Genomic DNA, 25,913 nt, shown 5'->3' with positions numbered 1-25,913 from the left:
AAGGGAACAGCAGACGATGATGACAAAACAAGAAACCGACATTTTTCAAGTTCAAATCGAATTGGCGCTGGCCAACATGATCGATGAACTCAACGATGACAAAACGCGTGCTTCCCGGCGCGAGATACTGACCCAGGAACAGCGGCGTTACGAAGCGGCGCAGGAGAGAATCGAACAGGGGCGCTGCGGCAAATGCTGCGCCTGCCACGACGATATTGAAATTCCATACCTGCAAGCCAACCCCGCAGCCCCGTTCTGCGAATACTGCCAGGAAGAGAGAGATGCACGCCGACAATAAGACGCCAACCGAGGCAATCGATCTGACCTATTTCCGCAATCGCATCAGCCTGGACTTGATCAAGCTCAACCAGGCGATTGAGGAATCCCGCCAGGCTTCGTCGACAGTTGAACTCGACCAGAGCAGCGTCGGCCGTCTTTCGCGCATGGATGCAATGCAGCAGCAGGCCATGGCGCAGAGCATGATGGAGCGCCTGCAATTGCAGAAACGCAAGCTGGAAGCTGCCCTGGCCCGCATCGACAGCGGCGGCTTCGGTCTTTGTTGCGCCTGTGGCGACGACCTGGAGCGCCAGCGCCTGCATGCCGATCCGTGCATTCTTTTCTGCCTGCCCTGCGTTGAAGAGCGAAGCGAAGAACTGAGATGATTACGCCATCCAACTCAGACCGAGGCACTATGGGCTGAAAGTTGTAGTGAGTCGCTGTATGGCAGCAAACGGTACATTGCTGCCCCATTTCTGGCCACAGGGCAAAGGTGAGCTTAGGCAATCGGCACTCTCTCAGTTCCGCGTACTGAATGACAGCTCAACTTAGAAACCTGCCGTAAGGCCATCGAGATGATGAATGTCTCTTGTGGGTCGTATCCTGACTTTTTAGCAACTCGCTTCAGATAGGCATCCGCAACACTACTCTGGCAGACATACCGCATTCCGCATCTGGTCATTCAGATTCAGTCCAAGCCGCTGGCAAATGTCAGTGGCAACCTTCTCAAACAACGGGCCACGTGGCAGCGTTTGTGGCCTAAATTCCCTGCGTTTGGCGTTCTTGAGGTCTTGAATCGTGACGCCAAGTTTCTTGGCGATTTCCGCATGCTTCAGCTTGCCCGGTGACCATCCGCCCGCGTGGTGCATTACCGCTCGCAGCAGCATGCGGCGAATGGTTTGCTCCGATCCTCCATGAATTTTGACGCCTGCCAGGTTCAGTTTCACAGCTTCCCGGGTCGCCCTGTTACCTCGTTTCCGGATAGTCGCCGCTGCCTCCCGGTGCCGGTAAATCTCGCCAATGTCCTCAAAGGGTTTTGAGCTGCCGTCTTCGAGCAGATCGCGTTTCCAGTCCCAATCGGTATTTGCCCGTCGTGCATCGGCTTTGCTCACCAGGTCCTTCGCTTTCCCGTCGGCGATGTCATAACAGCTAATCAAGCGCCGAAATTGAAGCAGGGAAGGTTTCTCTTCGGCGAAAAGCTCCTCCAGGACATCCTTGACCTCGTCGGGCATGCCGTCGATTTTGTGGCCCCCCTTTGCGATGAAGGTCTGTTTTCCGTTCTGGGCCAGGAAATAACCCCGCGTCTTGAATACTTCGTATTCGTCGCCGATGTGCTTGGCTTCAATCCAACCCTCCGGGTCAAGGCCTAGATTGATGCGTCCCTGCTGCATGGCCTTGATGGCGTGGTAGCGATGGGTGATCTGCCCATAGTCAGGAATCAGGTCCGCGAACGAGGGCATGGAAGTCGGGGAAAATTGCCGATTGTCTGTGACCTCAAAAACCCCCATGCAGCCATCCGTGGTGCTTGCCAGCAATTCCGCGCCAGCCAGTTGCATTGCCTCTTCCATGCTGCACAGTGCGGCACGTACCAGGGAGGTGGTCATCGCCGCATATACGACGTTGGTGATCTTCGATTCGGGGAGCTCGGCATAGTTGCCGGCGAGGTCGCGCACATTTCGTTCCTTGCTCCCCTGGGCGAGCTTGCCATACAGGCTGTTCGCGGCTTCTTTGTATAGACCGTTCTCAATCGACGATTTGTCGTATTTTGCGCGTTCCTGAACGATGACGCGCAGGTAGTCGCCAAAGGCAGAAGTGACTGAAACGTCATCCGTGAGCGGATGCCATTTGTAGAAGGAGCGCAATGTGAGTTTGGCCCCCCGCGCTTTAGCCAAAAGCAATTCCGGAAGCCCGCAATGGCTGATGCCAGTTCGGGGGTAAAGCAAGCCGTAGTCCGTCGATACGGGCAGACAAGGCTCGACACCGACCGGAAACTCGAATCCCACCTCGCCCAGTCCAATCGGCAGATAGGCGCCGTTTGCATCGGCGAAGAACGACATCAGCTCTGATTCATGCCTCACCAGCGTTGGCGGAATGCTGAAATCAATGGCTGGCAGCACTGCCATCGCGGCGGGGTAGGCGCCTGCCAAGTCGAAATCAACAACCATCTTGTTGCTGGGCAGTTTGACGTGATCATGCCGTGCGGCGTAATTCCTTCCTCCATGAAAGCAACTGATGGCGATCGTATCGCTGAGTTGGCGGTTCATGCTCTTGACCTTGATTTTTTCCTGCTTTCCGCGCTTGTCCAGAACCACCTTTTCCACATGGCCGTGGTAGGTGTCATACCCATAACCCGAATTATCGAGCCAGGCGCGGAAACCCGTCGCCGACATGCCACCCAGCGTCATCGGGAGCTTCGCCACCCCCGTGATGCGTTCGACCGTATTGCCGATTTTCACCAGGTATTCGAGGCCGGCGCGGGTATCGGTCATGGCGTATGCCTGGAACAGTTCCGGGTCTTCATGAAACAGGCGCAGCATGTCAGTCCGTGAGTGTCCGAATTTTTCCAGCTTCAGCTTGGGGACGCTACAAATGGCACTGGCTTTTTCGAGACTGCCACGGCCTGGGGTCAATAGCATGGTGTCCCGGAGGGTCAAGCTGACCTCGGTTGCGTGCTTGAAGGGGCGGGTGGCGGACAGTTGCAGATCGCGGGAGGTGATCAGTGTCTTGCCGATTGCGGTGAACGCTTCTTTCCACCTGTCCCGGTCGGCAAGCATCGCCCACTCAGCGACTGTGTAATGGGCAACCAGCAGCATTGGTACGGGTTTGTCGGTGCGGCGGGGAATTCCCGCCAGATCAAGCGCCCAGCCCGCGAGCTGCGAGAGCTTGGGTCGAGTGCCATCAGGACGTTTGAATTCCTCAAAATACGACCACTGATTTCCGTCGCGAACGAATAACGACATTTGCATCGAGAGCAGGAAATTGACCTTTTCCGGGTCGATGGACGTATCAAAGCCATCGTGAGAACAGTACTCGGTGTCATAACAAGCGATGATGCTGTAGGGCACCCAGACATCGCCAGTGGGATGTTCAAGCAAGTTGGCATCAAAAGGTGTCAAACGTCCGCTTTGGGGCGGTGCTGCCTCTGAATCCTCTTTCATAAGGGACATTTGAAACCTCCTGTAACGGCAAGCACTTCAAACCGAGTGGGTGGGCGTGACTTGTGCGTGAGCGCCCAAAAAATTGACCTACAAACCAAATAGCGACCGATCGGCTGGGTGGGTCACTTTCTGATCAAGAAGTTGCATTAGCGGTACGCGCCAGGTGGCGTCGTCGAGCATGCCTAAAACGACTGCGCCGGCGATGATCTTCCGCTTGCTGTCCAGTGCCCGCCGACGGGCTGCTTCGGTGCGTTGCACACGCAGCAAGGCGGATTCTTTTTGGCGAGCAAGTTGGGCCAGCTTGTCTGCGGCAATTGCTTTTCGAATCGTCAGCGTAATGAGCCGCTTGGCTGCTTCATCGGGCCAGTTCTCGTCCTGGGAGCGTTGAATCAACTGGTCGACATCCGCTTTGAGCTGATTGCCGATGGCGCTATCGATGAAATCTGGAAATTTTACATCCTGAAATTTGATCATATTCGCACTATTGATTTGTGGTTTTCGATTTAACTAAGCTATCATCATCGGTATGATGCTGTCGAGCAAAAACCGGGCATTAAGAAAAAACGTCACCACAACATACCCCTCCGGCAGGAGCGCACCTATGCATCACAAGTGATGCGTGCGCTCCTGCCGGAGGGAAACGACACGAATTCGTGAGGGGGCAAAATGGCAATTTTTCACCTGAACGCACGACCGATTCAGCGCCGCAAGGGGGGTACTGCGTCGGGACTCGGGGCTTATATGCTCGACGCTGAGATCGTTGATCCGTATGACGGCCGCCGGCACCGCCAACGAGGTCGTCATGGGCACGACATCACGGCAATGACGTTCTTTCCTGGTGGGGAGGATTTCTTTGATACACCGATGGCGGCCTTCCAGAGCATCGACGCTTTCGAGAAGCGAAAAGATGCCACTTTGGGACTTGAGGTCGAGTTTGCTTTGCCGCATGAGCTGGATCGTCAGCAGCAGATTGCGGTGGTGACCAACTATGCTGCCGCGATTGCCGAGCGTGATGGTCGCTATGTCGTCGCGAGCATTCATCACAAGCAAGGCAACGAACATTGCCATCTCTGGATTACCGATCGTCCGGTCGACCGGGATGTCTCGGGAAATGTGGTCTGGGGGAAGAAGGACAACACGCCACAGGCGAACCAGGAGCGTTTGCTTTTCTATCGGGAAGCCTGGGCGGCAGCGGCCAATCAAGCGCTCCAGCTCGCCGGGTGTGATACGCGGATCGATCACCGCAGCAACCGCCAACGTGGTATCGCTCAAATGCCGTTTCGCCATGAAGGTAAAACCCCCAGTCCGGAAGCTCTGGCTCACAACGAAGTGGTACGCGCAGATCGTGAATGGACATCCGCCCTCCAGGCAGGGCGTGAGATTGGCAATTCGATTTTTCAGGTAAAAAACGACGCGCGGCAAATTGATGAGGAGATTGATCGCGTACGGGGAAAGCTGAAAGACATTGCGCAGAAGCATCGGCCGCGACACTTGCGACAGGGGCCAGCATTTCGTGTGGCGGTTGCTGTCGGTGCAATCATGAAGCACCGCAAACACCACGTCACCGAAAGTTCAACGACACAGCCGGTGGGGCACAGTCCTCAACCCTCAAGCCAATCCCGCCGGAATGCGGATACACCTTGGGATCGCTTACTCGCCAAGGGATTGACGGAATTCGATGCGGTGTGTGCCGTATTGAGTCAGGGGTACAGCAATGAGGAACTTCTCGACATGCTTGGCTACGATCGCACAGGTGATTTGTACGAGCAGCGGCGTTTGCGCGGACACGATTGGCTGGTATTGCCGGCGCCAAGCCCCATGCGGGTCACTGCAACGTCGCCAGCACCATCGCCTTGGGATACGGGGCCGATTTAAAGTCATCGCATGGTGGTATCGCTGGAGGTGTCCAATCCAGTCTTTCGCGAGGCTAGTTCTGGTAGGGCAGCAGGGCTTTTCGGGACCACACCATGTGTCCGAAGAGCGGTACAATTACCGCTCCAATTCAACTGGGACGCTCTTCGGCACCTCCGTTAAATCAAGGACTTATTTTTTGGCGTGCATTGGAGTGTTTTCCCTTCGCCCGCTCCAGTCACCGGTTCAATCAGCCCCCTGCTTCGCGGAGGGCTTTTTTGTTTCCGGAAGCCCGGGAGCGCGGGATTCGCCGGCGGCTTCCAGCAATTCCCGGATGAAGGCCTGTGCCGGCAGTGACAGCACTTTTCCTTTCAGATGGACGATGGACCACGGCTGGCGGATCGGGAAATGTTCGACGTCGAGGATGGCCAGCCCTTGTTCGGCGGGGTCGGCGGCCAGCGAATGCCGCGACAGGATGGCCAGGCCGAGGCCGCTGGCGACGAGGTCGCGGATGGCTTCGTTGCTGGCGACGGTGAGGCGGACGGTCGGTGTCAGGCCGAGTTGCTGCAGGTGACGGTCGACGGCGGCGCGCGAGCCGGAGCCGGGTTCGCGCAGCAGGAAGGATTCGCCGGCCAGTTCGGCCGCCGTGCAGCGCCGGCCGGCGGCGGGGTGGTCGAGCGGGGCGATGACGACCAGCGGATTGTCGAGGAAGGGGCGGACGACGATGTCCATGTCGGCCGGCGGCAGCGACATGATGTAGAGGTCGTCCTCGTTGCCGCGCATGCGGGCGACGACGCCGGCGCGGTTGGTGATTTCCAGCTGGACGTCGATTTCCGGGTAGCGGCGGCAGAAGGCGCCGAGCATGCGGGGCAGGAAGTACTTGGCGGTGGTCACCAGGGCGACGCGCAGACGACCGCTGTGCATGCCCTGCAGGGCGCCGATGGCCGAGTCGAAACGCGCCCATTCGTCGTCGAGTGCCCGCACCGTTGCCTGCAGTTCCTCGCCGGCAGCGGTCAGGCGGATGTCGCGGCCGATCTGCTCGAACAGCGGCAGGCCGATCGTTTCGCTCAACTGCTTGATCTGGATCGAGACCGCCGGCTGGGTCAGGTGCAGCGTCTCCGCCGCACGCGAAAAGCTGCCGAGACGGGCGACGCTGGCAAAGGTTTCGAGCTGGCGCTGGGTAATGTGGCGGCGGTTCATATAAGTCCGGACAAATGGTTTGACGATAAAGTTTAATTGGATTTAATCGATCGAAAAAGGGATAGTCGCGCCGTCGCGGCCCAGCCGCCTGCCGGAATGTTTCCATGCCCTTCGAACCCGTCATCCTCTTCTTCCTGCTCGGCGCACTGGCCGGCCTGATCCGCTCCGACCTGCGCATTCCCGCCGTCCTCTACGAATCGCTGAGCATCTTCCTGCTGCTGGCGATCGGCCTGAAAGGTGGTGTCGAACTGGCGCGCTATCCGCTGGGCGACCTGGTTTTCGCGGCCGCCTGCGTGGTGCTGGCCGGGGCGCTGATTCCGCTGATCGCCTTTCCGGTGTTGCTGCGCGCCGGCAAGATGGCGCGTGCCGACGCGGCGTCGATTGCTGCCCACTACGGTTCGGTGAGCGTCGTCACCTTCGCCGTCGGCAGTACCTTCCTGGCCGGGCAGGGCGTCGAGGCCGAGGGCTACCTGACGGTTTTCCTGGTCCTGCTCGAATTCCCGGCGCTGATGATCGGTATCTGGCTGGCTCGCCGGGGCGAGGGTGGCGGTGAAAATGGAAGAGGCTGGGGCAAGGTGCTGCACGAGGTCTTTGCCGGCAAGAGCATCGTCCTCCTGCTGGGTGGCCTGGTGATCGGCTGGGTTGCCGGCAGCGAGGGCTTGAAGCCGCTCGACAAGCTGTTCTTCGACCTGTTCAAGGGCATGCTGGCGATCTTCCTGCTCGAAATGGGCCTGGTGGCTGCCAGCCGCATCGGGGACCTGCGCCGGGCCGGCTGGTTCCTGGCCGGCTTCGCCATCGTCATGCCGCTGGTGTCGGCCGGCATCGGCATCGCCACCGGCCTGCTGCTCGGCCTGTCGGTCGGTGGCACGACCTTGCTGGCAACGCTGTACGCCAGCGCCTCCTACATCGCGGCGCCGGCGGCGATGCGCATCGCCGTGCCGGAAGCCAATCCCGGCCTGTCGATCGGCGCCGCGCTCGGCATCACCTTCCCGTTCAACCTGCTGGTCGGCATTCCGGCCTATCATTGGCTGGCCACCACCCTGCATGGAGTTTTCGCATGAACCGCCCGCTGCAAACCCGCAAGCTGCTGACCATCGTCTGCGAGGCCGCGCTGGAAAAGCGCCTGGAGAAGGAACTGCCGCAGTTCGGCGCGCACGGCTACACGATTTCCGACGCCCGCGGCAGCGGCGCTCATGGTCGGCGCGACGCGGCCTGGCCGGCCAGCGCCAACATCCGGGTCGAGGTGCTGTGCGACGAGGCGGTGGCGGAAACCGTCATCCGCCACCTGGAAGCGCAGTATTTCACCAGCTACCAGCTGGTCGTCTTCCTGTCGGACGTACAGGTGTTGCGGGCGGAAAAGTTCTAGCCCAGCAGCTTGCGCTGATCGAGGAATTTTTCGAGGATTTCCAGCCGGCTCAGCGGGTCTTCGAGTTCCAGCAGCTTCTGCTTGGCCAGGTTCTGCACCGGCAGCACTTCGGTCAGACGGTAGCCGACCCAGGCCGCGTCGTCGTAACGGTGCGGTTCCGGCATGCGCGCCGGGCCGAGATCGCCGATCACGCGCTGGAGTAAAGGCAGCAGGCGCTCGCGATGCTGCGGCAGCGCCACCTCCGGCTCGGCGATCAATTCGACGCTGGCGATCAGCAGCTTGTCGGCGCCGACCTCGTGGTCGAGGATGCGGAAACGCCGGCCGCCGAGGGCATCGATCATCAGGATGCCGAGCTGCTCCATTTCCCAGTTGGCAATGCGGGCCAGGGTACCGACAGTGTGCGGCACGGCAGCTTCGCCGACTTCGGCGCCGGCGTCGATCAGGCAGATGCCGAAGGGCGTGTTTTCCTTGAGGCAGGCGGCGGCCATGTCCAGATAGCGTTGCTCGAAGATCTTCAGCGGCTGCACGCCGCCGGGGAAGAGCACGGTGTTGAGCGGGAACAGCGGGATGCGCAGGGTTTCGATGGCGGCGCCGTCGGGCGAACGCATGAAATCGAACCAGCCCATCTCAGTCGGCCTCGCCCCAGCGCCGCATCAGCGTGTGACCGACGCCTATCTGGTCGAGGACGCGGGCGACGACGAAATCGACGATGTCCTGCACGCTCTGCGGGTGCTGGTAGAAGCCGGGGCTGGGCGGCAGGATGACGGCACCGGCGCGCGACAGGCGCAGCATGTTTTCCAGATGGATCGCCGAGAACGGGGTTTCACGTGGAACCAGCACCAGCTTGCGGCCTTCCTTGAGGACGACGTCGGCGGCGCGTTCGATCAGGTTGTCGGAAAGGCCCTGGGCAATCGAGGCCAGCGTGCCCATCGTGCACGGACAGACGATCATCGCGTCGGGCGGGTTGGAACCGGAGGCGACCGGCGCAAACCATTCCTCGCGGCCGTATACCTGCAGGTTTTCCGGGTGGGCAACGTTGAAGCGGGCGAGCAGGGCAGTGCGCGCCTCGGCAGGCCGCGACGGCAGCTCGAAATCCATTTCCTGACGGGCCACGATCTGCGCCGCCTGCGAATACAGCAACTGCACGCGACAGCCGGCGGCGAGCAGGCATTCGATCAGGCGCAGGCCGTAGGGCATGCCCGAGGCGCCGGTCAGGGCAAGGCAGACGGTTTGGCTCATCGTGGGGAATCCGTGGCAGGCGTATCAGCCAGCAGTTTAGCCGCGATCAGGCCGTTGATGGTGCCGAATACCAGCGCCGCGCCGGCAAACACCGGGGTGAGCAGGAAGACGCCGTCGTGCGGGATCAGCCAGGCGCGGGCAAGCAGCAACTGGCCGCCGATGTGGGCAAAGGCGGCCAGGATCGACAGGCTGACCGGGCCGAACCAGCGGGCCGGTAAATGGCGGGCCAGACCGAGCGTGAGCAGGCTGAGCGTGGTTCCGGTCAGCGACAGGAAGAAGCCGGGGGCGAGGAAGTAGCCGAGCAGCAGGCTGCCGGCCAGCACGCGCAGGACGCTGACCCAGACCGCCGTGCCCCAGCCGTAGCGCAACAGCACGACCAGGGTGACGATATTGGCCAGCCCCGGCTTGACGCCGGGCAGCGGCGAGGGAATTGCCGCATCGACCAGCGACAGGCCGACGGCGGCGGTGGCCAGCCAGGCGACGCGCCGGTCCTCGGCGGTGACGGTCAGTTCAATAGCTGATCGAGTCATAGACACGGGTTCGGCCGGTGATCTGCAGGCTGACACGATTGGGGGCGCAGATGGCGATTTCGCCGGGGCGCATCAACCAGCCTTGCTTGACGCAGTACTGGCGCGGGCCGGGGTCGGAAACGACACGGGCGCGGCCGGGCTCGACGGCGATCAAGGTGGTGCCGAGCGGACCGGGGACTTCGATCTGCTTCCTGGCTTTGAGGTCGATATCGGCAAAAATCTGGCCCTCCTGGCGGATGATTGCCCGGTCGGCCAGGCCGCCCTGCCAGAACATCGGGATGCTCAGTCCGACCAGCACGGCGGCCAGTCCGATGATCAGCCAGTCGCCGGGCAGCAGCAGCGCCAGCCAGCGCATCAGCCGGCCAGGGTGCGGTGACGGACCAGGGCGCGGGCCTGGCCGGCGAATTGCCGGGCCAGGGTCTCGGCCAGGTAGACCGAACGGTGCTGACCGCCGGTGCAGCCGATGGCGACGGTCAGGTAATTGCGGTTGTCGCGCACGTAGCTGGGTAGCCAGTCGCCGACGAAGCGGGCGATGTCGTCGCGCATGCGGGCAACTTCGGGCTGAGCCTCGAGAAATTCGATGACCGGACGGTCGCGCCCGGTCAGCGGGCGCAACTCGGGATCGTAGTGCGGGTTGGGCAGGCAGCGTACGTCGTAGACCAGGTCGGCGTCGAGCGGCAGCCCGTGCTTGAAGCCGAAGGACTGGAACATCAGCGTCAGGCCCTGGCCGGGTTCGGTCTCGATGAACTGGCGTACCCACTCGCGCAGCGCATTGGCCTTGAGGTTGCTGGTGTCGATGCGGTGGCCGAGGTCGGAAATCGGCGCCAGCATCTCGCTTTCCAGGCGGATCGACTCAGCCAGCGTGCGGTTGTCGCCGCCCAGCGGGTGGCGGCGGCGGGTCTCCGAATAGCGCTTGAGCAGCGTTTCCTCGCTGGCGTGCAGGAACAGGAAATTGTGCCGAACGCCGTCCTCGGTGAGTTTCTTGAGCTTCTCCGGGAGCAGGCCGATGCCGCCGCCGGAGCGGGCATCGATGGCCACCGCCACCTTGCGCACCTTCTCCTCGCGCAACATGCCGGCGAGCACCGTGAGCATCACCACCGGCAGGTTGTCCACACAGTAGTAACCGGCGTCCTCGAGCAGGTGCAGGGCGACGGACTTGCCCGAACCGGACAGGCCGCTGATGAGAATGAGTTCCATGGAGACAGAGCATAATCAACGGGGCGGCAGCCGGCAAGCCGCGGCATAATAGGAAAAAAAGGAGACAGGCATGACCCCCACCATCCCCCTTCCCGATTTGCCTTTCCTCGCCGAACTGACGGCCCTGCGCCGCGATATCCATGCGCATCCGGAACTGGCTTTCGACGAATACCGTACCGCCGACATCGTCGCCCGCGAGCTTGAGCGCTACGGCCTGGCGGTGCATCGCGGCCTGGCCCGTACCGGCGTGGTCGGTGTGCTCAAGGCCGGCAACTCGTCGCGGATGATCGGCCTGCGCGCCGACATGGACGCCCTGCCGCTGGCCGAGATGAACGAATTCCCGCATCACTCCAAGCACCCGGGAAAGATGCACGCCTGCGGCCACGACGGCCATACCGCAATGCTGCTCGGGGCGGCCCGTTACCTGGCGAGTCATCCCGATTTCGATGGCACCGTCGTCTTCATCTTCCAGCCGGCCGAGGAATCCGAGGGCGGCGCGGCGGTCATGATCGAGGACGGTCTGTTCGAGCAGTTCCCGGTCGAGGCGGTGTTCGGCCTGCACAACTGGCCGGGAATCCCGGTCGGCGAGATGATGGCGATGCCGGGGCCGGTGATGGCCGGGACCTGCGGATTCGAGATTCATGTGCGCGGTCACGGCTGCCACGCGGCGATGCCGCACCAGGGCATCGACGCCATCGTCACCGGTTCGCAACTGGTGCAGGCGCTGCAGACCGTGGTCAGCCGCACGCTGCATCCCTGCGACGCCGCCGTGGTCAGCGTCACCCAGTTCCATGCCGGCGAGGCCTGGAACATCATCCCGGAAGAAGTGGTGATGCGCGGCACCATCCGCACCTTCAAGCCCGAAGTCCAGGAGGCCGTCGAGCGTGCCATCGAACGCCTGTGCAGCGGTATCGCCTCGGCCAACGGGGCGCAGATCAGCGTGCGTTTCGACCATCGCTATCCGCCGACAGTCAACAGCCCAGCCGAGGCCCGCTTCTGTCAGCAGGTGGCGGCCGAGGTGTTCGGCGAGGACAAGGTCTTGCGCGACACCCTGCCGTCGATGGGCGCCGAGGACTTCGCCTACATGCTCAAGGAAAAACCGGGCTGCTACGTGTGGCTGGGCAACGGCCCGGGGACGGGCGGTTGCACCCTGCACAACCCGCATTACGACTTCAACGATGAACTGTTGAAACTGGGCGTTGCCTACTGGGCGCACCTGGTCCGGCGCGCCCTGCCGAAAAGCTGAGGCTTACAGCCGGAAGCGGGAAATCGATTCGTTGAGCGCCCGCGAAACGGCGTTCAGGCGGGCAGCGTTGTCGACGACATCGTTCAGTGCCTGATCGTTTTGCGCGATCAGGTTGCGCACCTGCTCGACGTGCGATTCGATCAGCCGCTCGTTTTCGTTCTCGACGGTGACGGCCTGGGCGATCCGGCGAACCACGGCATTGACCTCCTGCGAACCGGCGTTCATCCGGTCGAAGGCTTCGCGTGACTGGTTCGACAACTCGACGCTTTCACCGACCTGCAGCAGGCCGGATTCCATGCCCTGCACCGCGCGCTGGGTACCGGACTGGATGCTCTCGACCATGGCCGAGATTTCGGCCGTCGATTGCGCGGTCCGTTCGGCCAGCTTGCGCACTTCGTCGGCAACCACCGCAAAACCGCGGCCCTGTTCGCCGGCACGTGCTGCTTCGATGGCGGCGTTGAGGGCGAGCAGGTTGGTCTGGCTGGCAATGTCGGAAATGACGCCGAGAATGGAACTGATCTTCGCCGACTGCGCGCCCAGATCCTGGATATGGGCCGCCGTTGCCTTGACCGAGCCTGCCATGGCCTCGGTTTCGGCCGCCGCACGGCTGGCCAGCTCGGCACCGCTGCCGGAAGTCTCGCTGGACTCGCCGACGATGCGCTCGGCTTCGCCGACGGCCTGCATGACGCTGCCCAGCCCGGCGGCGAGCTGGTGCACATTGTCGACCATGTCCTGGGCGTAGTTCAGTTGCTGCCGGCTGCCTTCGGCAACCTGCTGGGTGGCCTTGCCGACCTGGCCGGCACTGCGCTCGACATCGCGCGCATGTTCGGCCAGGGTGCCGACCAGTTGCCGCAGTTGCGACTGCATGCGGGCCAGCGCGGCGAGCAGGCTGTTCTGCTGCTCGGCATCGACATGGATGGTCTGGCTGAGGTCGCCGGTGGCCACGGTGCTGGCGACTTCGCGGGCGTAGGCCGGCTCGCCGCCAAGCTCGCGACGGACGTACGCGAGCGTGGAAAAGACGCTGACGGCGCCGATCAGGATGGCGAGGGCGGTCAGCGCGAGGGTGATCATCTGGCGATTTTCTGCGGCGGCCGCGACCCGGCTGCGTTCTTCCTGGGTCTTCTGCTTGAGGACTTCAAGATCGTCGAGCAGCGCCTGCTTGAGCTTGCGCCAGGCTGGAGTTTCCTTGCTGTTGATCAGCGTCTTGGCTTCCTCGACGTTGCCGGCCTTGAGCGCCGCCATGACCAGTTTCTGGGCTTCCGACTGTTCGGCGGCCAGGGCTTCCAGCGCGGCCAGCGAGGCGCTGAAGCCGTCTACGGCTTTGGCGCTGGCCAATGCCGATTGCCGGGCGGCGGCGAAATCCTCGCGCGCTTTTTCGAGGTTCTTGTAGGCCCGCGGGTTTTCCGGGTCGAGCGTGATGTTGCGTAGCGCCTGGCCCATCTGTAGCCCCTGGGCGTACATTTCGCTGTAATCCTGGCGCAGTGCCCCGGTGCCGTCGAGAAAGTCGCCAAAGCTGCTCGAGGTGGCACGCAGGCCACTGTAGGCGACGACGATGGCCGCGACGAAGGCGGCGATGATCAGGGCCATGCCCAGCATCAATCGGTTACGAAAGCTCATTGAATTCCCCCCTTATTGTTCTATAAGGGTTTCATTGTAATCGGCTGTCGTTTTTTTTGTCAGCGGCTGGCCAGCATCTCGTCGATGCGGCGGATGGCGCCGGCTTGCAGCAGTTCCTGCTGCAGCCTCGCCGACAGTTCGTCATCGGCAATGGCCAGGTAACGCTGGTTCAGATCGATGACGATGGGCAGGCTGGCGACGAAGGCGGCAAAGTCCCTGGCCGGCATGGGCTGCCGTTCCATCAGGGCGAAGGTGGTGATCACCTTGATGGCATGCCAGGCGAGCTTGTCGATATTGGCGCTGAAATGGTCGAGTCGGCCGAAAGCGCGTTGCAGGGCGCCGGCCGCATCGGCAAACGGGGCGCCGTGGCCGGGGATGACGATGTCGATCGCCAGCCGCGACAGCGCTTCCAGCGTTGCCCGCGTGGCCGCCAGTCCGTCGGCGGTGCCGAGCAATTCCGGGAAGACCACGCCGAAGCCGTTTTCCCAGAGCGCATCGCCGGAAATCAGGATGCGCCGTTCGGGGTTGTAGTAAGCCAGCGCATCCATGTCGTGTCCGGGAACGGCGATGGCCCCCCAGTTGAGGCCGCCGAGTTCGAGTTCGTCGCCGGCGTGGATCAGCGCGTCGTGGCGGAAGATCGCGGCCTGCTGGCCGAGCGGCGACAGCAGCAGGGCGGCTTCGTCCCATTCGGCGATGGTCGCCTGCATGCCGGCCGGAACCACGATTTCGCAATCGAATGCCGTTTTCAGCGCGGCGTTACCGCCGATATGGTCGGAATGCGAGTGGGTGTTCACCAGCCGCGTCAGTTGCCGTCCGTCCAGCGCCTGCCGGACCAGGGCCAGGGTTTGTTCGGCATGGGTGACGTAGCCGCTGTCGATCAGCGTGGCCCGGTCGTGATCGATGCACAGGACGTTGTTGGCCGACAGCCAGCCGCGTTCGAGAACCTGCAGGCTGTCCGGAAGCCGGAGCGTCACGCTGGCGTATCCGGGTCGGTCAAGCCGCTCGGCTGGGTGGCGACCACGACCGGCTGGAGTTCGACCACGACGTCCGGAACGCTTTCCGGTGGGCGCCCGCAGCCGAGGCAGTAGCCGGAATCCGGGTCGGTCATGCAGATGCCGACGCACTGGTAACGGGGTTCGTTTGCCTCGTTCATGGCTTTCCTGCAGCGGCGGGCGCCTGCCGGCGTTCGGCGACCCGTTCGAGGACCGTCAGCCGGGTTGCGTTGTCGAAAGCGGCCCAGCCGGCGATTTCTTCAATGGTGCGCAGGCAGCCGATGCACAGTCCGCTGTGCGGGTCCATGCGGCAGACGTTGATGCAGGGGGAGGCGGGGGGCGTGCTCATTAGATGATGATGTAGCGCTGCTGGTTGTTGCGGGATCTCTCGACGGCTGCCCTGGCTTCGTCGCGCGAGACGCGAACGAGGGTCGCCAGATGCTGACGCCGGTCGCGGCTGGAAAGTTCCGGGAAACTGATGGTCTGCGCATCGTCGTCGGCGTTGGCGTCGTGCACGATGCCCAGGCGGTCGATGCGGATGCTGACCGGGGTCAAGCTGAGTGCGCTTTCCGGGTGGCGCAGGAAATCGGCGAGCAATTCGACCAGGTTTTCCGGCATCAGCGCCTCGTCGTCCCGGCGCAATTGCATGTCCAGTTCGACCAGATGCCGGGTATGTTGCTCGTGTTCGGCAAACGGGTGGGCTTGCTGCCAGGCCGCCAGCTGGGCGTGCTCCGCCGACAGGTCGGCGCGCAGGCCCTGGCGTTCGCGGCGCAGGGCCTCGACATGGGCGTTGAAGGTCTGCAGCAGGCTTTCCAGTGCCCGCGCTTGCAGCCGCGAACGTGTCATTTCCAGGTCGCAGCAGGGTTCGATCAGTGTCTGGTCCGAGAAATAGAGGACTTCCTGCGGCACGTCGGCGCGGATGATGTTGCCCTGCTGGGCCATGCCGAAATGCTTCTTCTGCTGGCGACGTGCCGCCAGCATCGCGCAGAAGCAGTCGCTGCGCCAGCATTCCGGCTTCTCGAGAAAATCGCGGACCGCCTGGCTGCGCCCGAGCATGTCGTCGATGTCGTTGGCGGTGGCGAACAGCGCATGGACCAGCGCATCGCGGCCGAAAGCCTGGCGGTTGATCTGGATCGGGCCGGGCAGTGCGGCGACCAGTCCCTGGCAGTAGCCCAGCGCGTGTTCGACGGCGCCCAGCAGATGTTTGTCCAGCCGGGGCGCCGCGCGGACCAGCGGGTCCACCATCCCGATCACCCGGTCGAGCGCGGCCGCCACCGCGGGGTCGGGTGGTGCGGCCGGTTTCAGGAGATCGGTGATGGCGCTGAGAAAGCTCACTCGTCGGCAGTACACAAGGCCCGGCCGGCGCGGGCGCCGTTCGGTCGGTTGAGGGCGCGGGAAATCCAGTCGCCGGTAGCCGCCAGTTTAGCCAGATCGATGCCGGTTTCAATGCCTAATCCATTGAGCAGGTAGACCACGTCCTCTGTGGCGACGTTGCCGGAGGCGCCTTTCGCATAGGGACAGCCGCCGAGGCCGGCGACCGAGGCGTCGAAAACCGCCATGCCCTGCATCAGGGACGCGTAAATGTTGGCAATCGCCATGCCGTAGGTGTCGTGATAATGCCCGGCGAGCTTTTCGATCGGGACGACGCGGGCGCAGGCTTCGATCATCCGGGCAATCGAGCGGGGATTGCCGACGCCGATCGTGTCGCCGAGCGAGACCTCGTAGCAGCCCATGCCGTAGAGGATGCCGGCAATCTCGGCCGCCTTCTCCGGCGCCACCTCGCCCGAATACGGGCAGCCGACGACACAGGACACGTAGCCGCGCACCGGGATTTCCAGCGCCGAAGCGGCTGAAACCACCGGCTCGAAGCGCTTCAGGCTCTCCGCAATCGAACAGTTGATGTTCTTCTGCGAGAAGGCTTCCGAGGCGGCGCCGAAAATCGCCACCTCATCCGCGCGCGCCGCGACGGCGCCGTCGAAGCCCTGCAGGTTCGGCGTCAGCGCGGCGTAGGTCACACCCGGCCGGCGCTTGATGCCGGCCAGCACGGCAGCGTTGTCGCCCATCTGCGGTACCCATTTGGGCGACACGAAGGAAGTCGCCTCGATCACCGGCAGCCCGGCATCGGCCAGGCGTTCGATCAGTTCGATCTTGGTTTCACTCGGGACGACCTGCTTTTCGTTCTGCAGCCCGTCGCGCGGGCCGACTTCGACGATCTTGACCTTGCCTGGCAGCATCAGGCGTCTCCTTCGAACTCGACCAGCGCCGCGCCGTCGGTCACCTGTTCGCCGGCGGCGTAGCAGAAGGCCTTGAGCGTGCCGGCGGCGGGGGCGGTGATGGTGTGTTCCATCTTCATCGCTTCGAGGATCAGCAGCGGTGTGCCTTTTTCCACCTTCTGGCCGGGCTGGGCGAGCAGGGCGACGACCTTGCCGGGCATTGGCGCGGTCAGGCCGCCGCCGTGGCTGTCGCCGGCATCGACGCGGTGCAGCGGGTCATCGCGCAGGAGTGAGTACGTGCTCCCTTGCAAAAACACTGTGCGCTTGTCGTCGACGGCGACGACGCTGGCGATCAGCCGGCGGTCGTCGAGTTCGACGGCGAAGCGGTCGCCTTCCAGCTTCCTGCCGCTGGCCACGGTCGTTTCGCCGCCGAGCGAGATTTCCCAGCGTTCGCCGAGATAGCGCACGCGGGCTTCGACCAGCGTCTCCCCGTCCATGAAACTGATCGTGCGAGCCGCCGACAGGTTCATGCGCCAGCCGTCGCGCGCGTGCCAGGGCGAGAACGGGTCACCGCTGTGCTGCGCGGCCTGTTTGGCGGCGTGCTGTTCCCAGAGGAGTTCGCCGACCGTGGCGACCAGCAGCGCGTCGCGCGGCACCGGCTGGGCGGCGGGGAAGAGGAAATCCTTCTGTCGTTCGATCAGGCCGGTGTCCAGATCGGCCTTGGCGAAGGCGGGGCAGGCGACCAGGCGGGAGAGGAAGTCGATGTTGGTGGTCAGGCCGGCGACGCGGTAATCGGCCAGCGCCTTCCGCATGCGCGCCAGGGCACCGTCGCGGGTTTCGTCCCAGACGATCAGCTTGGCGATCATCGGGTCGTAGAAGGGCGTGATTTCGTCGCCTTCCTCGACGCCGGTATCGACGCGGACGTTGATCGATTCGGCCGGCGGCACCAGGCGCACCAGCTTGCCGGTGGCAGGCAGGAAACCCTTGTTCGCGTCCTCGGCATAGATGCGCGCTTCCAGCGCGTGGCCACGGATTTCCAGCTGTTCCTGACGGAGCGGCAGCGGCTGGCCGGCGGCGACGCGCAATTGCCATTCGACCAGGTCCTGGCCGGTGATCATCTCGGTCACCGGGTGTTCGACCTGCAGACGGGTGTTCATCTCCATGAAGAAGAAGCTGCCGTCCTGGTTGGCGATGAATTCGACGGTGCCGGCGCCGACGTAGCCGACGGCCTTGGCCGCAGCGACCGCTGCCTCGCCCATCTCGCGGCGGCGCGCCTCGGTCATGCCTGGCGCCGGGGCTTCTTCGAGCACCTTCTGGTGGCGGCGCTGCACCGAACAGTCGCGCTCGAACAGATAGACGCAGTTGCCCAGCGTGTCGGCGAAGACCTGGATTTCGACGTGGCGCGGCTTGGTGATGTATTTCTCGATCAACACATGGTCGTCGCCGAAGCTCGACAGCGCTTCGCGCTTGCACGACGCCAGCGCGTCGGGGAAGTCCTCGGATTTCTCGACCAGGCGCATGCCCTTGCCGCCACCGCCGGCCGCCGCCTTGATCAGCACCGGGTAGCCGATCTTCTCGGCCTCGGCGTGCAGCAGCGTCGGGCGCTGGTCGTCGCCGTGGTAGCCCGGCGTCAGCGGCACCTTGGCTGTGCCCATCAGCTTCTTGGCTTCCGACTTCGAGCCCATGGCACGGATCGCCGAAGCAGGCGGACCGATGAAGACGAGGCCGGCCGCCGTCAGCGCTTCGGCGAAGTCCTCGTTCTCGGACAGGAAACCGTAGCCCGGATGCACGGCCTGGGCGCCGGTGCGCTGGCAGGCCTCGATGATCTTGTCGGCGACCAGATAGGACTCGCGCGCCGCCGCCGGGCCGAGCAGCACGGCCTCGTCGGCCAGACGCACGTGACGGGCGTTGGCGTCGGCTTCGGAATAGACGGCGACGGTACGGATGCCCATGCGGCGGGCGGTTTTTATTACCCGGCAAGCGATCTCGCCGCGATTGGCAATCAGAATCTTGGTGAACATCGTTTTACGCCTCCATCCAGTTGGGCGAACGTTTTTCGAGGAAGGCGGCAATACCCTCGCGCGCCTCCGGCGTCGCCCGCAGATGGGCGATGCGGTGGGCGGTTTCCTCGACCAGGGTGTGGTTGACCGGCTGGTGATCGACGGCGCGAATCAGGTCCTTGGCGGCGGCCTGCGCGTTGGGGCCGCCGGCGAGCAGGGCGGCGACGATCTCGGCGACTTTGGCATCCAGTGCCTCCGGTTCGGCGACCTCATGCACCAGCCCGATTTCGCGGGCGCGGGCGGCATCGATGCGCTCGGCGGTCTGGAAGTAGCGCGTCGCCTGGCGGGCGCCGATGGCGCGCAGCACGTAGGGCGAAATCGCCGAGGGGATGATGCCGAACTTGACCTCGGAAGTGGCGAACACGGCCTTGGTCGAGGCGACGGCGATGTCGCAGGCCGATGCCAGGCCCATGCCGCCGCCGAGCGCGGCGCCCTGCACGCGGGCGATGGTCGGCTTCTTCATTTCGGCCAGGGTGCGCAGCATGCCGGCCAGGGCACGGGCGTCGTTGAGGTTCTCATCGATGCCGTTGTTGGCGGCACGGCGCATCCAGTTGAGGTCGGCACCGGCCGAGAAACTCTTGCCGCGCCCGCCGAGGACGACGACGCGCACATCGGCATCCCCGTCGAGGGCGATGCAGGCGGCGGTCAGTTCGGCGATCAGGGTTTCGTCGAAGGCGTTATGCAGGTCGGGCCGGTTCATCCAGATCGTGGCGACCGGGCCGGCGAGTTCGATTTCCAGGGAAGTAAACATGGTGGCTCCTTACATCCGGAAAATGCCGAACTTCGTTTCCTGCGCCGGCGCATTCATCGCCGCCGACAGTCCCAGGCCGAGCACGCGCCGTGTATCGGCCGGATCGATGATGCCGTCGTCCCACAGCCGCGCCGACGCGTAGTAGGGGTGTCCCTGCGTCTCGTACTGCTCGCGGATCGGCGCCTTGAAGGCTTCTTCCTCTGCTGGCGACCAGTTGCCGCCCTTGGCTTCGATGCCGTCGCGCTTGACCGTGGCCAGCACGCCGGCGGCCTGTTCGCCGCCCATCACCGAGATGCGCGCGTTCGGCCACATCCACAGGAAACGCGGGCTGTAGGCGCGACCGCACATGCCGTAGTTGCCGGCGCCGAACGAGCCGCCGATGACGACGGTGAATTTCGGCACCTTGGCGGTGGCGACGGCGGTCACCATCTTGGCGCCGTCGCGGGCGATGCCGCCGTTCTCGTATTTGCGGCCGACCATGAAGCCGGTGATGTTCTGCAGGAAGACGAGCGGGATGCCGCGCTGGGCGCAGAGTTCGATGAAATGCGCGCCCTTGAGCGCCGATTCGCTGAACAGGATGCCGTTGTTGGCGACGATGCCGACCGGATAGCCGAAGATGCGGGCGAAGCCGCAGACCAGCGTCGTGCCGTAGCGCGCCTTGAACTCGTCGAAGTCGGAGCCATCGACGATGCGGGCGATGATCTCGCGCACGTCGAAAGGCTTTTTGGTGTCGGTCGGAATGACGCCGTAGAGCTCTTCCGGGCTGAACAGCGGGGCGCTCGGGGCGGTCAGGGTGACCGGCGGCGTCTTTTTCCAGTTCAGGTCGCGGACGATGCGCCGGGCGATGGCCAGCGCGTGCGCGTCGTTCTCGGCCAGGTGGTCGGCGACGCCGGAGATGCGCGTATGCACGTCGGCCCCGCCGAGGTCTTCGGCGGTGACGACCTCGCCGGTCGCCGCCTTGACCAGCGGCGGACCGCCGAGAAAGATCGTGCCCTGATCACGGACGATGATCGACTCGTCGCACATCGCCGGCACGTAGGCGCCGCCGGCCGTGCACGAACCCATGACCGCGGCGATCTGCGGGATGCCCTGGGCCGACAGGTTGGCCTGGTTGAAGAAGATGCGGCCGAAGTGTTCCTTGTCCGGGAAGACCTCGTCCTGCATGGGCAGGAAGGCGCCGCCGGAGTCCACGAGATAGATGCACGGCAGGCGGTTTTCCAGCGCGATTTCCTGGGCGCGCAGGTGCTTCTTGACGGTCAGCGGGTAATAGGTGCCGCCCTTCACCGTCGCGTCGTTGGCGACGATCATGCATTCGACGCCCTCGACGCGGCCGATGCCGGCGATTACCGACGCTGCCGGCACGTCGCCGCCGTACATGCCGTAGGCCGCAAACTGGCCGATCTCGAGGAAGGGCGTGCCCGGATCGAGCAGGGCGCTGACCCGCTCGCGCGGCAGCAGCTTGCCGCGTGCCAGGTGCTTCTGGCGGGCCGCTTCCGGGCCGCCGAGAGCGATCTTCTCGACCTTTTCATGCAGGTCGGCAACGACCGCCTGCATGGCCGCCGCGTTGGCCTGGAAGTCGGCCGAACGCGGGTTTAATTGGGATTTCAGGATGGTCATGTCTCCTCGCTTCTTTTGTGTGTGCGTTACCTGAAAACGGAAAAATGGAAGGCCCTACAACTGCCTTTCCTCCTTGAGCCATTTGCTGACCGGTTCAGGCCGGTAATCGGCCATCGTCGCCAGCAATCTTTCGATATCGGTGTCGGCCAGTGCCATCGCCCGGTTCTGCGGGCGCAGGAAGCCGTCGCTGACGGCGCGGTCGAACATCGCCAGCAGCGGGTCGTAAAAACCATTCACGTTGAGCAGGCCCATCGGTTTCACGTGGAACCCGAGTTGCCCCCAGGTGAGGATTTCGCAAAATTCCTCGAAGGTGCCGAAGCCGCCGGGCAGTGCGACGAACCCGTCGGACAACTCGGCCATGCGTGCTTTACGGGTGTGCATGGAATCGACGACTTCGAGCCGGGTCAGCGCCCGGTGATCGACGGCACGACCGGCGACTTCCTTGCCCACCAGCGCTTCCGGAATGATGCCGATGACCGTGCCGCCGGCTTCCAGGCAGGCATCGGCGACGGCGCCCATGAGGCCGATGTTGCCGGCACCATAGACCAGTTCGATGCCACGCGCGGCGAGCAGTCGCCCGAGCTTTTCGGCTTCGGCGCGGTAGATTGCTTGGCTGCCGGCGTTCGAGCCGCAGAAGACGCAGATTCTTTTCATGTTTCTCTTGGCTTGATTCAGAAACCGCCGCTTTCCAGCCAGTGCTCGATCTGCGGCAGGCGGTCGGCGCCGAAGAAGTGTTCGCCGTCGATGATCACGTGCGGTGAGCCGAAGACGCCGGTCGCCAGCGCCTGCTCGCATTCGTCCTTGAGCCGGGCCTTGATTTCCGGGCTTTGCAGCGCGGCGGCCAGGGTTTCACGGTCGACACCCAGTTTTCCGGCAATGTCGAGCACGGTGTCGGGCGAGGAAATGTCGAGGTCGTCGACGAAAAAGCCGCGATAGACGGCATGGGCGAACTGGCGGGCCAGTGCGCAATCCTGACCGTGCAGCCAGTAGTAGGCGCGGGCTGCGTTCTGCGTCGGCAGCGGGAAGCGGCTCGGCGGATTGTAGGGAACCCCCATGTGGCGGGCGGAGCGATGGAAATCGCGATAGACGTATCTGGCCCTGGCGCTGCTGCCGTCGGCAGGCGGCCGCGAGCCGGTGGCCTGGAAGATGACGCCGAGCAGGATCGGGTGCCAGCGCACCTTGCGACCGAAGCGGGCGGCGACATCGTCGATCTTCTCGGCCATCAGGTAGCCGTAGGGGCTGGAAAAATCGAACCAGAAATCGATCGGGTTCTTGTCGGTGGTTTCGCTCATTTTTGTCTCCTCGGGGTTGGGGGCGGTCGCCGGAATTCTCTGTCCGGTCGACCGCGGGTTGGCTTACTCGGCAGCGATCGAACGACCGATCACCAGTCGCTGGATGTCGTTGGCGCCTTCGTAGATCTGGCAGATGCGTACGTCACGGTAGATGCGCTCGACCGGGAAATCGCTGGTGTAGCCGACGCCGCCGTGGATCTGGATGGCGTCGGAAGCGATCTTCTCGGCGGCTTCGGAGGCGAACATCTTGGCCATCGACGCTTCCTTGAGGCAGGGCTTGCCGGCGTCCTTCAACTGGGCGGCGCGCCAGACCATCAGGCGGGCGGCGTCGAGCAGGGTGTTCATGTCGGCCAGCTTGAAGTTGACCGCCTGGTGCTCAATGATCGGCTGGCCGAAGGTGACGCGCTCCTTGGCGTAACGCACAGCCGCTTCGAACGCGGCGCGCGCCATGCCGATGCTCTGGGCAGCGATGCCGATGCGGCCGGCTTCGAGGTTGGAGAGGGCGATCTTGTAGCCTTCGCCTTCCTTGCCGAGCAGCGCCGAGGCCGGCACGCGGCAGTTTTCCAGGATGATCTGCACGGTGTCGGACGCGTGCTGGCCCATCTTGTCTTCGGTGCGGCCAACGATGAAACCCGGGGTATTGCATGGGATCAGGAAGCAGGAAATGCCCTTCTTGCCGGCGGCCTTGTCGGTCACCGCGAAGACGATGGCCATGTGGGCGTGCTTGCCGGTGGTGATGAACTGCTTGACGCCGTTCAACACGAAATGGTCGCCATCCTTGTCGGCGCGGGTGGTGATGGCGGCGGCGTCGGAGCCGGTGTGCGGTTCGGTCAGGCAGAAGCAGCCGAGTTTTTCGCCGCGGGCGAGCGGCTTCAGCCATTCTTCCTTCTGCGCGTCGGTGCCGTACTTCTGCGTGATGCCGCAGGCCAGCGAGTTCTGCACCGAAACGATGGTTGAGGTGGCACCGTCGCCGGCGGCAATTTCTTCCAGCGTCAGCACCAGCGACATGTAATCCATGCCGGCGCCGTCCCATTCCTCGGGCACGCACATGCCCATGGCGCCGAGCTCGCCGAGTTCCTTCAGGGCGTCGGCCGGGAAGGTGTGGTTGCGGTCCCATTCGGCGGCGAAGGGCGCGAGGCGCTCCTGTGCGAAGGCGCGCATGGTGTCGCGGATCATTTCCTGTTCTTGCGTCAGAATCATGCTGTTTTCTCCAGAGTTGTTTTTTGTAGGGTGGTCAGCCAGACGCCGGCAATCACCAGCAGGCCGCCGAAAAGCACCGGCAGGCCGAGGCGCTCGTCGAGCAGGACGGCGGCCTGCAGCACGGCAAAGACCGGTACCAGGTTGATGAAAACCGAGGCGTGGCCGGCGCCGAGTTGCTGCACGGCGGCGGTGAACCAGGTGTAGGCGATGGCGGTGCCGAAGACGGCGAGGAAGAGCATGCCGGTCCACACCCGCCACGACCAGGCGGCCGGATCGATGTCGCCCTGCACCAGCGCTGCCAGCCCGAGCAGGATGGCGCCGGTCAGGCAGGCGTAGAGCGTGGTCGCCAGCGCCGAGAAGCGGCCGGTGGCGCGCCAGCCGATGAAGGTGTAGGCGGTCCAGCTCAACACGCAGCCGATGATCAGCCATTCGCCGATGCCGACCTCGCCTTGCAGCAGGGCCAGCGGATCGCCGTTGCCGATCACCGTCAGGCAGCCGGCCAGCGCGATGATGCTGCCGACCGCTTTGCGCGGGTTCATGCCTTCCTTGCCGGTCAGCCAGGCGAGCAGCACGATGACCACCGGATTGAGCGCGACGACCAGCGCGCCGCGTCCGGCCGGGATGTGCTGCAGCCCGAAAAAGAAGCACAGGCCGTAAAGGAAGATGCCGAAAAAGCCCAGCGCCCAGACCAGCGCCCATTCCTGCCGACCCTGGGGCAGCGGGATGCCGCCACCGGATATCAGCATGACGCTGCCGACCACCAGGCCGGCAATGACGAAGCGCAGCGAGGCGACGGCGAGCGGCGCACTGAGTTCCTGGGCGATGACCCGCCCGGCAATCCAGGTGCCGCCCCACATCGCCATTGCTGCCACCAGCTTGGCGTAGGTCAGGGTCCGGGCCTGTTGCGGCACTTAGAGCATTTCCACCGCGAGGGCCGTGGCTTCGCCACCGCCGATGCACAGCGAGGCGACGCCGCGCTTCTTGCCGTACTTCTTCAGCGCGCCGAGCAGGGTGACGACGATGCGGGCACCGGAAGCGCCGATCGGGTGACCCAGTGCGCAGGCGCCGCCATGCACGTTGACCTTGGCCGGATCGAGCTTGAGGTCGTGCAGCGCGGCCATGGCGACGACGGCGAAGGCTTCATTGACTTCGAACAGGTCGACGCTGTCGGCGCTCCAGCCGGTCTTGGCGAACAACTTCTGCATGGCGCCGACCGGGGCCGACGGGAACAGTGCCGGCACGCCGGCATGGGTGGTGTGGGCGACGATGCGGGCAACCGGCGCCAGACCCAGCTTGGCGGCCTGCGATTCGCGCATCAGCACCATGGCGGCGGCGCCGTCGGAAATCGACGAAGAGTTGGCGGCGGTGACCGTGCCGTCCTTCTTGAACGCCGGCTTCAGGGTCGGAATCTTGTCCACGTTGACTGCGAACGGGCCTTCGTCCTTGTCGATGACGACATCGCCTTTACGGCCGGCGACGGTGACCGGCGTGATTTCCCAGTCGAAGGAACCGTTGTTGCTGGCTTCGATGGCGCGGGTCGTCGATTGCACGGCGTAGGCATCCTGCGCTTCGCGGGTGAAGCCGTAAGTGGCCGCACACTCTTCGGCAAAAGTGCCCATCAGGCGGCCGCGGGTCTCCTTGCCGTAGGCATCCTCAAGGCCGTCGAGGAACATGTGGTCCAGCAACTGGCCGTGGCCGAGGCGGTAGCCGCCGCGTGCCTTGGGCAGCAGGTAGGGGGCGTTGGTCATCGACTCCATGCCGCCGACCACGGCGGCGCCGTAGGAGCCGGCGAGGATGCCGTCGTGACCGAGCATGGTGGCCTTCATTGCCGAACCGCAGACCTTGTGGATGGTGGCGCAGCCGGCCGACAGCGGCAGGCCGGCCTGCAGCGCGGCTTGACGGGCCGGCGCCTGGCCCTGGCCGGCCTGGAGGACGCAGCCCATCAGGACTTCTTCGATCAGGTTGGCGTCAATGCCGGCGCGGGCGACGGCGGCCTTGATGGCTTCGGCGCCGAGATTGGCGGCGGTCAGGCCGGCGAAGCCGCCCTGGAAGCTGCCCATGGCGGTACGGGCGGCGGAAACGATGACGATCGGGTCTTGCATGCTGTT

Annotated in this window: 28 protein-coding genes; 6 read left to right on the top strand and 22 right to left on the bottom strand. The window is 64.0% G+C overall.

Going from position 1 to position 25,913, the window contains the following annotated elements:
• Nucleotides 1-19 precede the first annotated feature (19 nt).
• Nucleotides 20-298, top strand: a complete 279-nt coding sequence (locus tag Q0799_RS07075) for a hypothetical protein (RefSeq protein ID WP_298396253.1) — start codon at nt 20-22, stop codon at nt 296-298.
• Complete coding sequence (locus Q0799_RS07070; protein WP_298396250.1) at nt 282-662, top strand: molecular chaperone DnaK; 381 nt, start codon at nt 282-284, stop codon at nt 660-662. Before Q0799_RS07075 ends, Q0799_RS07070 begins: the two co-directional genes overlap by 17 nt.
• 258 nt (nt 663-920) lie before the next feature.
• Here the strand turns inward: Q0799_RS07070 and Q0799_RS07065 are convergent, their stop codons facing one another.
• Both Q0799_RS07065 and Q0799_RS07060 read right to left on the bottom strand, forming a co-directional pair.
• Nucleotides 921-3,443, bottom strand: a complete 2,523-nt coding sequence (locus Q0799_RS07065) for a DNA polymerase (RefSeq protein ID WP_298396246.1) — start codon at nt 3,441-3,443, stop codon at nt 921-923.
• A 78-nt stretch (nt 3,444-3,521) separates the two neighbouring features.
• Nucleotides 3,522-3,908, bottom strand: coding sequence for a hypothetical protein (locus Q0799_RS07060; protein WP_298396243.1), 387 nt, complete (start codon nt 3,906-3,908; stop codon nt 3,522-3,524).
• Nucleotides 3,909-4,100: 192 nt separating this feature from the next.
• Here Q0799_RS07060 and Q0799_RS07055 point away from each other — a divergent pair, with 192 nt between their 5' ends.
• The gene (locus Q0799_RS07055) at nt 4,101-5,309 is read left to right on the top strand and encodes a MobA/MobL family protein (protein WP_298396240.1); all 1,209 of its coding nucleotides are present in this window, start codon (nt 4,101-4,103) and stop codon (nt 5,307-5,309) included.
• Nucleotides 5,310-5,531: 222 nt separating this feature from the next.
• Here Q0799_RS07055 and Q0799_RS07050 read toward each other — a convergent pair whose 3' ends face one another.
• On the bottom strand, nt 5,532-6,485 hold the full coding sequence (locus tag Q0799_RS07050; protein ID WP_298396237.1) for a LysR family transcriptional regulator: 954 nt from the start codon (nt 6,483-6,485) through the stop codon (nt 5,532-5,534).
• Between the two features lie 104 nt (nt 6,486-6,589).
• On the opposite strand from Q0799_RS07050, the gene Q0799_RS07045 reads away from it, so the two are divergent.
• Together Q0799_RS07045 and Q0799_RS07040 are read left to right on the top strand one after the other, a co-directional pair.
• On the top strand, nt 6,590-7,546 hold the full coding sequence (locus Q0799_RS07045) for a sodium-dependent bicarbonate transport family permease (protein WP_298396234.1): 957 nt from the start codon (nt 6,590-6,592) through the stop codon (nt 7,544-7,546).
• A complete protein-coding gene (locus tag Q0799_RS07040) occupies nt 7,543-7,851 on the top strand; it encodes a hypothetical protein (protein WP_028993998.1) in 309 nt (102 codons plus the stop codon). The genes Q0799_RS07045 and Q0799_RS07040 overlap by 4 nt, the downstream gene beginning before the upstream one ends.
• On the opposite strand, the gene Q0799_RS07035 is transcribed toward Q0799_RS07040, so the two are convergent.
• Genes Q0799_RS07035 through rapZ form a run of 5 tightly spaced genes read right to left on the bottom strand, consistent with a single transcriptional unit; the run spans nt 7,848 to nt 10,817 of the window.
• Nucleotides 7,848-8,459 carry an LON peptidase substrate-binding domain-containing protein gene (locus tag Q0799_RS07035; RefSeq protein WP_298396228.1) on the bottom strand — a complete coding sequence of 204 codons (612 nt, stop codon included), beginning with the start codon at nt 8,457-8,459 and terminating at the stop codon, nt 7,848-7,850. The genes Q0799_RS07040 and Q0799_RS07035 overlap by 4 nt on opposite strands.
• 19 nt (nt 8,460-8,478) lie before the next feature.
• Nucleotides 8,479-9,090: a flavin prenyltransferase UbiX gene (locus Q0799_RS07030; RefSeq protein ID WP_298396225.1), complete on the bottom strand. Its 612-nt coding sequence runs from the start codon at nt 9,088-9,090 to the stop codon at nt 8,479-8,481.
• Complete coding sequence (locus Q0799_RS07025; RefSeq protein ID WP_281985598.1) at nt 9,087-9,620, bottom strand: Gx transporter family protein; 534 nt, start codon at nt 9,618-9,620, stop codon at nt 9,087-9,089. Before Q0799_RS07025 ends, Q0799_RS07030 begins: the two co-directional genes overlap by 4 nt.
• Nucleotides 9,601-9,975 (bottom strand): NusG domain II-containing protein, encoded by a 375-nt coding sequence (locus tag Q0799_RS07020; protein WP_298396222.1) that lies wholly within the window; start codon nt 9,973-9,975, stop codon nt 9,601-9,603. Before Q0799_RS07020 ends, Q0799_RS07025 begins: the two co-directional genes overlap by 20 nt.
• Nucleotides 9,975-10,817, bottom strand: coding sequence for an RNase adapter RapZ (rapZ, locus tag Q0799_RS07015; protein WP_298396220.1), 843 nt, complete (start codon nt 10,815-10,817; stop codon nt 9,975-9,977). The genes Q0799_RS07020 and rapZ overlap by 1 nt, the downstream gene beginning before the upstream one ends.
• Nucleotides 10,818-10,887: 70 nt before the next feature.
• Between rapZ and Q0799_RS07010 the strand changes: the two genes are divergently transcribed.
• Nucleotides 10,888-12,063 carry a M20 aminoacylase family protein gene (locus Q0799_RS07010; RefSeq protein WP_281985591.1) on the top strand — a complete coding sequence of 392 codons (1,176 nt, stop codon included), beginning with the start codon at nt 10,888-10,890 and terminating at the stop codon, nt 12,061-12,063.
• A 3-nt stretch (nt 12,064-12,066) separates the two neighbouring features.
• Here Q0799_RS07010 and Q0799_RS07005 read toward each other — a convergent pair whose 3' ends face one another.
• From Q0799_RS07005 to Q0799_RS06940, 14 genes are all read right to left on the bottom strand, one after another.
• A complete protein-coding gene (locus Q0799_RS07005; protein WP_298396215.1) occupies nt 12,067-13,680 on the bottom strand; it encodes a methyl-accepting chemotaxis protein in 1,614 nt (537 codons plus the stop codon).
• A 59-nt stretch (nt 13,681-13,739) separates the two neighbouring features.
• Nucleotides 13,740-14,654 (bottom strand): MBL fold metallo-hydrolase, encoded by a 915-nt coding sequence (locus Q0799_RS07000; RefSeq protein ID WP_298396212.1) that lies wholly within the window; start codon nt 14,652-14,654, stop codon nt 13,740-13,742.
• The gene (locus tag Q0799_RS06995; RefSeq protein ID WP_298396209.1) at nt 14,651-14,833 is read right to left on the bottom strand and encodes a DUF1289 domain-containing protein; all 183 of its coding nucleotides are present in this window, start codon (nt 14,831-14,833) and stop codon (nt 14,651-14,653) included. Before Q0799_RS06995 ends, Q0799_RS07000 begins: the two co-directional genes overlap by 4 nt.
• A complete protein-coding gene (locus Q0799_RS06990; RefSeq protein WP_298396206.1) occupies nt 14,830-15,021 on the bottom strand; it encodes a DUF1289 domain-containing protein in 192 nt (63 codons plus the stop codon). Before Q0799_RS06990 ends, Q0799_RS06995 begins: the two co-directional genes overlap by 4 nt.
• A complete protein-coding gene (locus Q0799_RS06985; protein ID WP_298396203.1) occupies nt 15,021-16,007 on the bottom strand; it encodes a hypothetical protein in 987 nt (328 codons plus the stop codon). The genes Q0799_RS06990 and Q0799_RS06985 overlap by 1 nt, the downstream gene beginning before the upstream one ends.
• Nucleotides 16,004-16,909, bottom strand: a complete 906-nt coding sequence (locus Q0799_RS06980) for a hydroxymethylglutaryl-CoA lyase (protein ID WP_298396468.1) — start codon at nt 16,907-16,909, stop codon at nt 16,004-16,006. Before Q0799_RS06980 ends, Q0799_RS06985 begins: the two co-directional genes overlap by 4 nt.
• Nucleotides 16,906-18,906: an acetyl/propionyl/methylcrotonyl-CoA carboxylase subunit alpha gene (locus Q0799_RS06975; RefSeq protein ID WP_298396201.1), complete on the bottom strand. Its 2,001-nt coding sequence runs from the start codon at nt 18,904-18,906 to the stop codon at nt 16,906-16,908. Before Q0799_RS06975 ends, Q0799_RS06980 begins: the two co-directional genes overlap by 4 nt.
• Nucleotides 18,907-18,910: 4 nt before the next feature.
• A complete protein-coding gene (locus tag Q0799_RS06970) occupies nt 18,911-19,696 on the bottom strand; it encodes an enoyl-CoA hydratase/isomerase family protein (protein WP_298396198.1) in 786 nt (261 codons plus the stop codon).
• Between the two features lie 9 nt (nt 19,697-19,705).
• A complete protein-coding gene (locus tag Q0799_RS06965; RefSeq protein WP_298396195.1) occupies nt 19,706-21,313 on the bottom strand; it encodes a carboxyl transferase domain-containing protein in 1,608 nt (535 codons plus the stop codon).
• Between the two features lie 54 nt (nt 21,314-21,367).
• Entirely contained in the window at nt 21,368-21,967 is a 600-nt protein-coding gene (locus tag Q0799_RS06960) for a TIGR00730 family Rossman fold protein (RefSeq protein ID WP_298396192.1), read from the bottom strand.
• A 17-nt stretch (nt 21,968-21,984) separates the two neighbouring features.
• The gene (locus Q0799_RS06955; RefSeq protein ID WP_298396189.1) at nt 21,985-22,605 is read right to left on the bottom strand and encodes a 2-hydroxychromene-2-carboxylate isomerase; all 621 of its coding nucleotides are present in this window, start codon (nt 22,603-22,605) and stop codon (nt 21,985-21,987) included.
• Between the two features lie 63 nt (nt 22,606-22,668).
• Nucleotides 22,669-23,805 (bottom strand): acyl-CoA dehydrogenase, encoded by a 1,137-nt coding sequence (locus Q0799_RS06950; RefSeq protein WP_281985567.1) that lies wholly within the window; start codon nt 23,803-23,805, stop codon nt 22,669-22,671.
• Complete coding sequence (locus Q0799_RS06945) at nt 23,802-24,716, bottom strand: DMT family transporter (RefSeq protein ID WP_298396182.1); 915 nt, start codon at nt 24,714-24,716, stop codon at nt 23,802-23,804. The genes Q0799_RS06950 and Q0799_RS06945 overlap by 4 nt, the downstream gene beginning before the upstream one ends.
• On the bottom strand, nt 24,717-25,907 hold the full coding sequence (locus tag Q0799_RS06940) for an acetyl-CoA C-acyltransferase (protein WP_298396179.1): 1,191 nt from the start codon (nt 25,905-25,907) through the stop codon (nt 24,717-24,719). It abuts the gene before it with no gap.
• Nucleotides 25,908-25,913: the final 6 nt, after the last annotated feature.

It is taken from the genome of uncultured Azonexus sp., from assembly GCF_937982035.1.
Classification (GTDB): domain Bacteria; phylum Pseudomonadota; class Gammaproteobacteria; order Burkholderiales; family Rhodocyclaceae; genus Azonexus.
The sequence above is the reverse complement of the archived record's forward strand: the minus strand, read 5'-3'. Positions and strand labels throughout refer to the sequence as shown.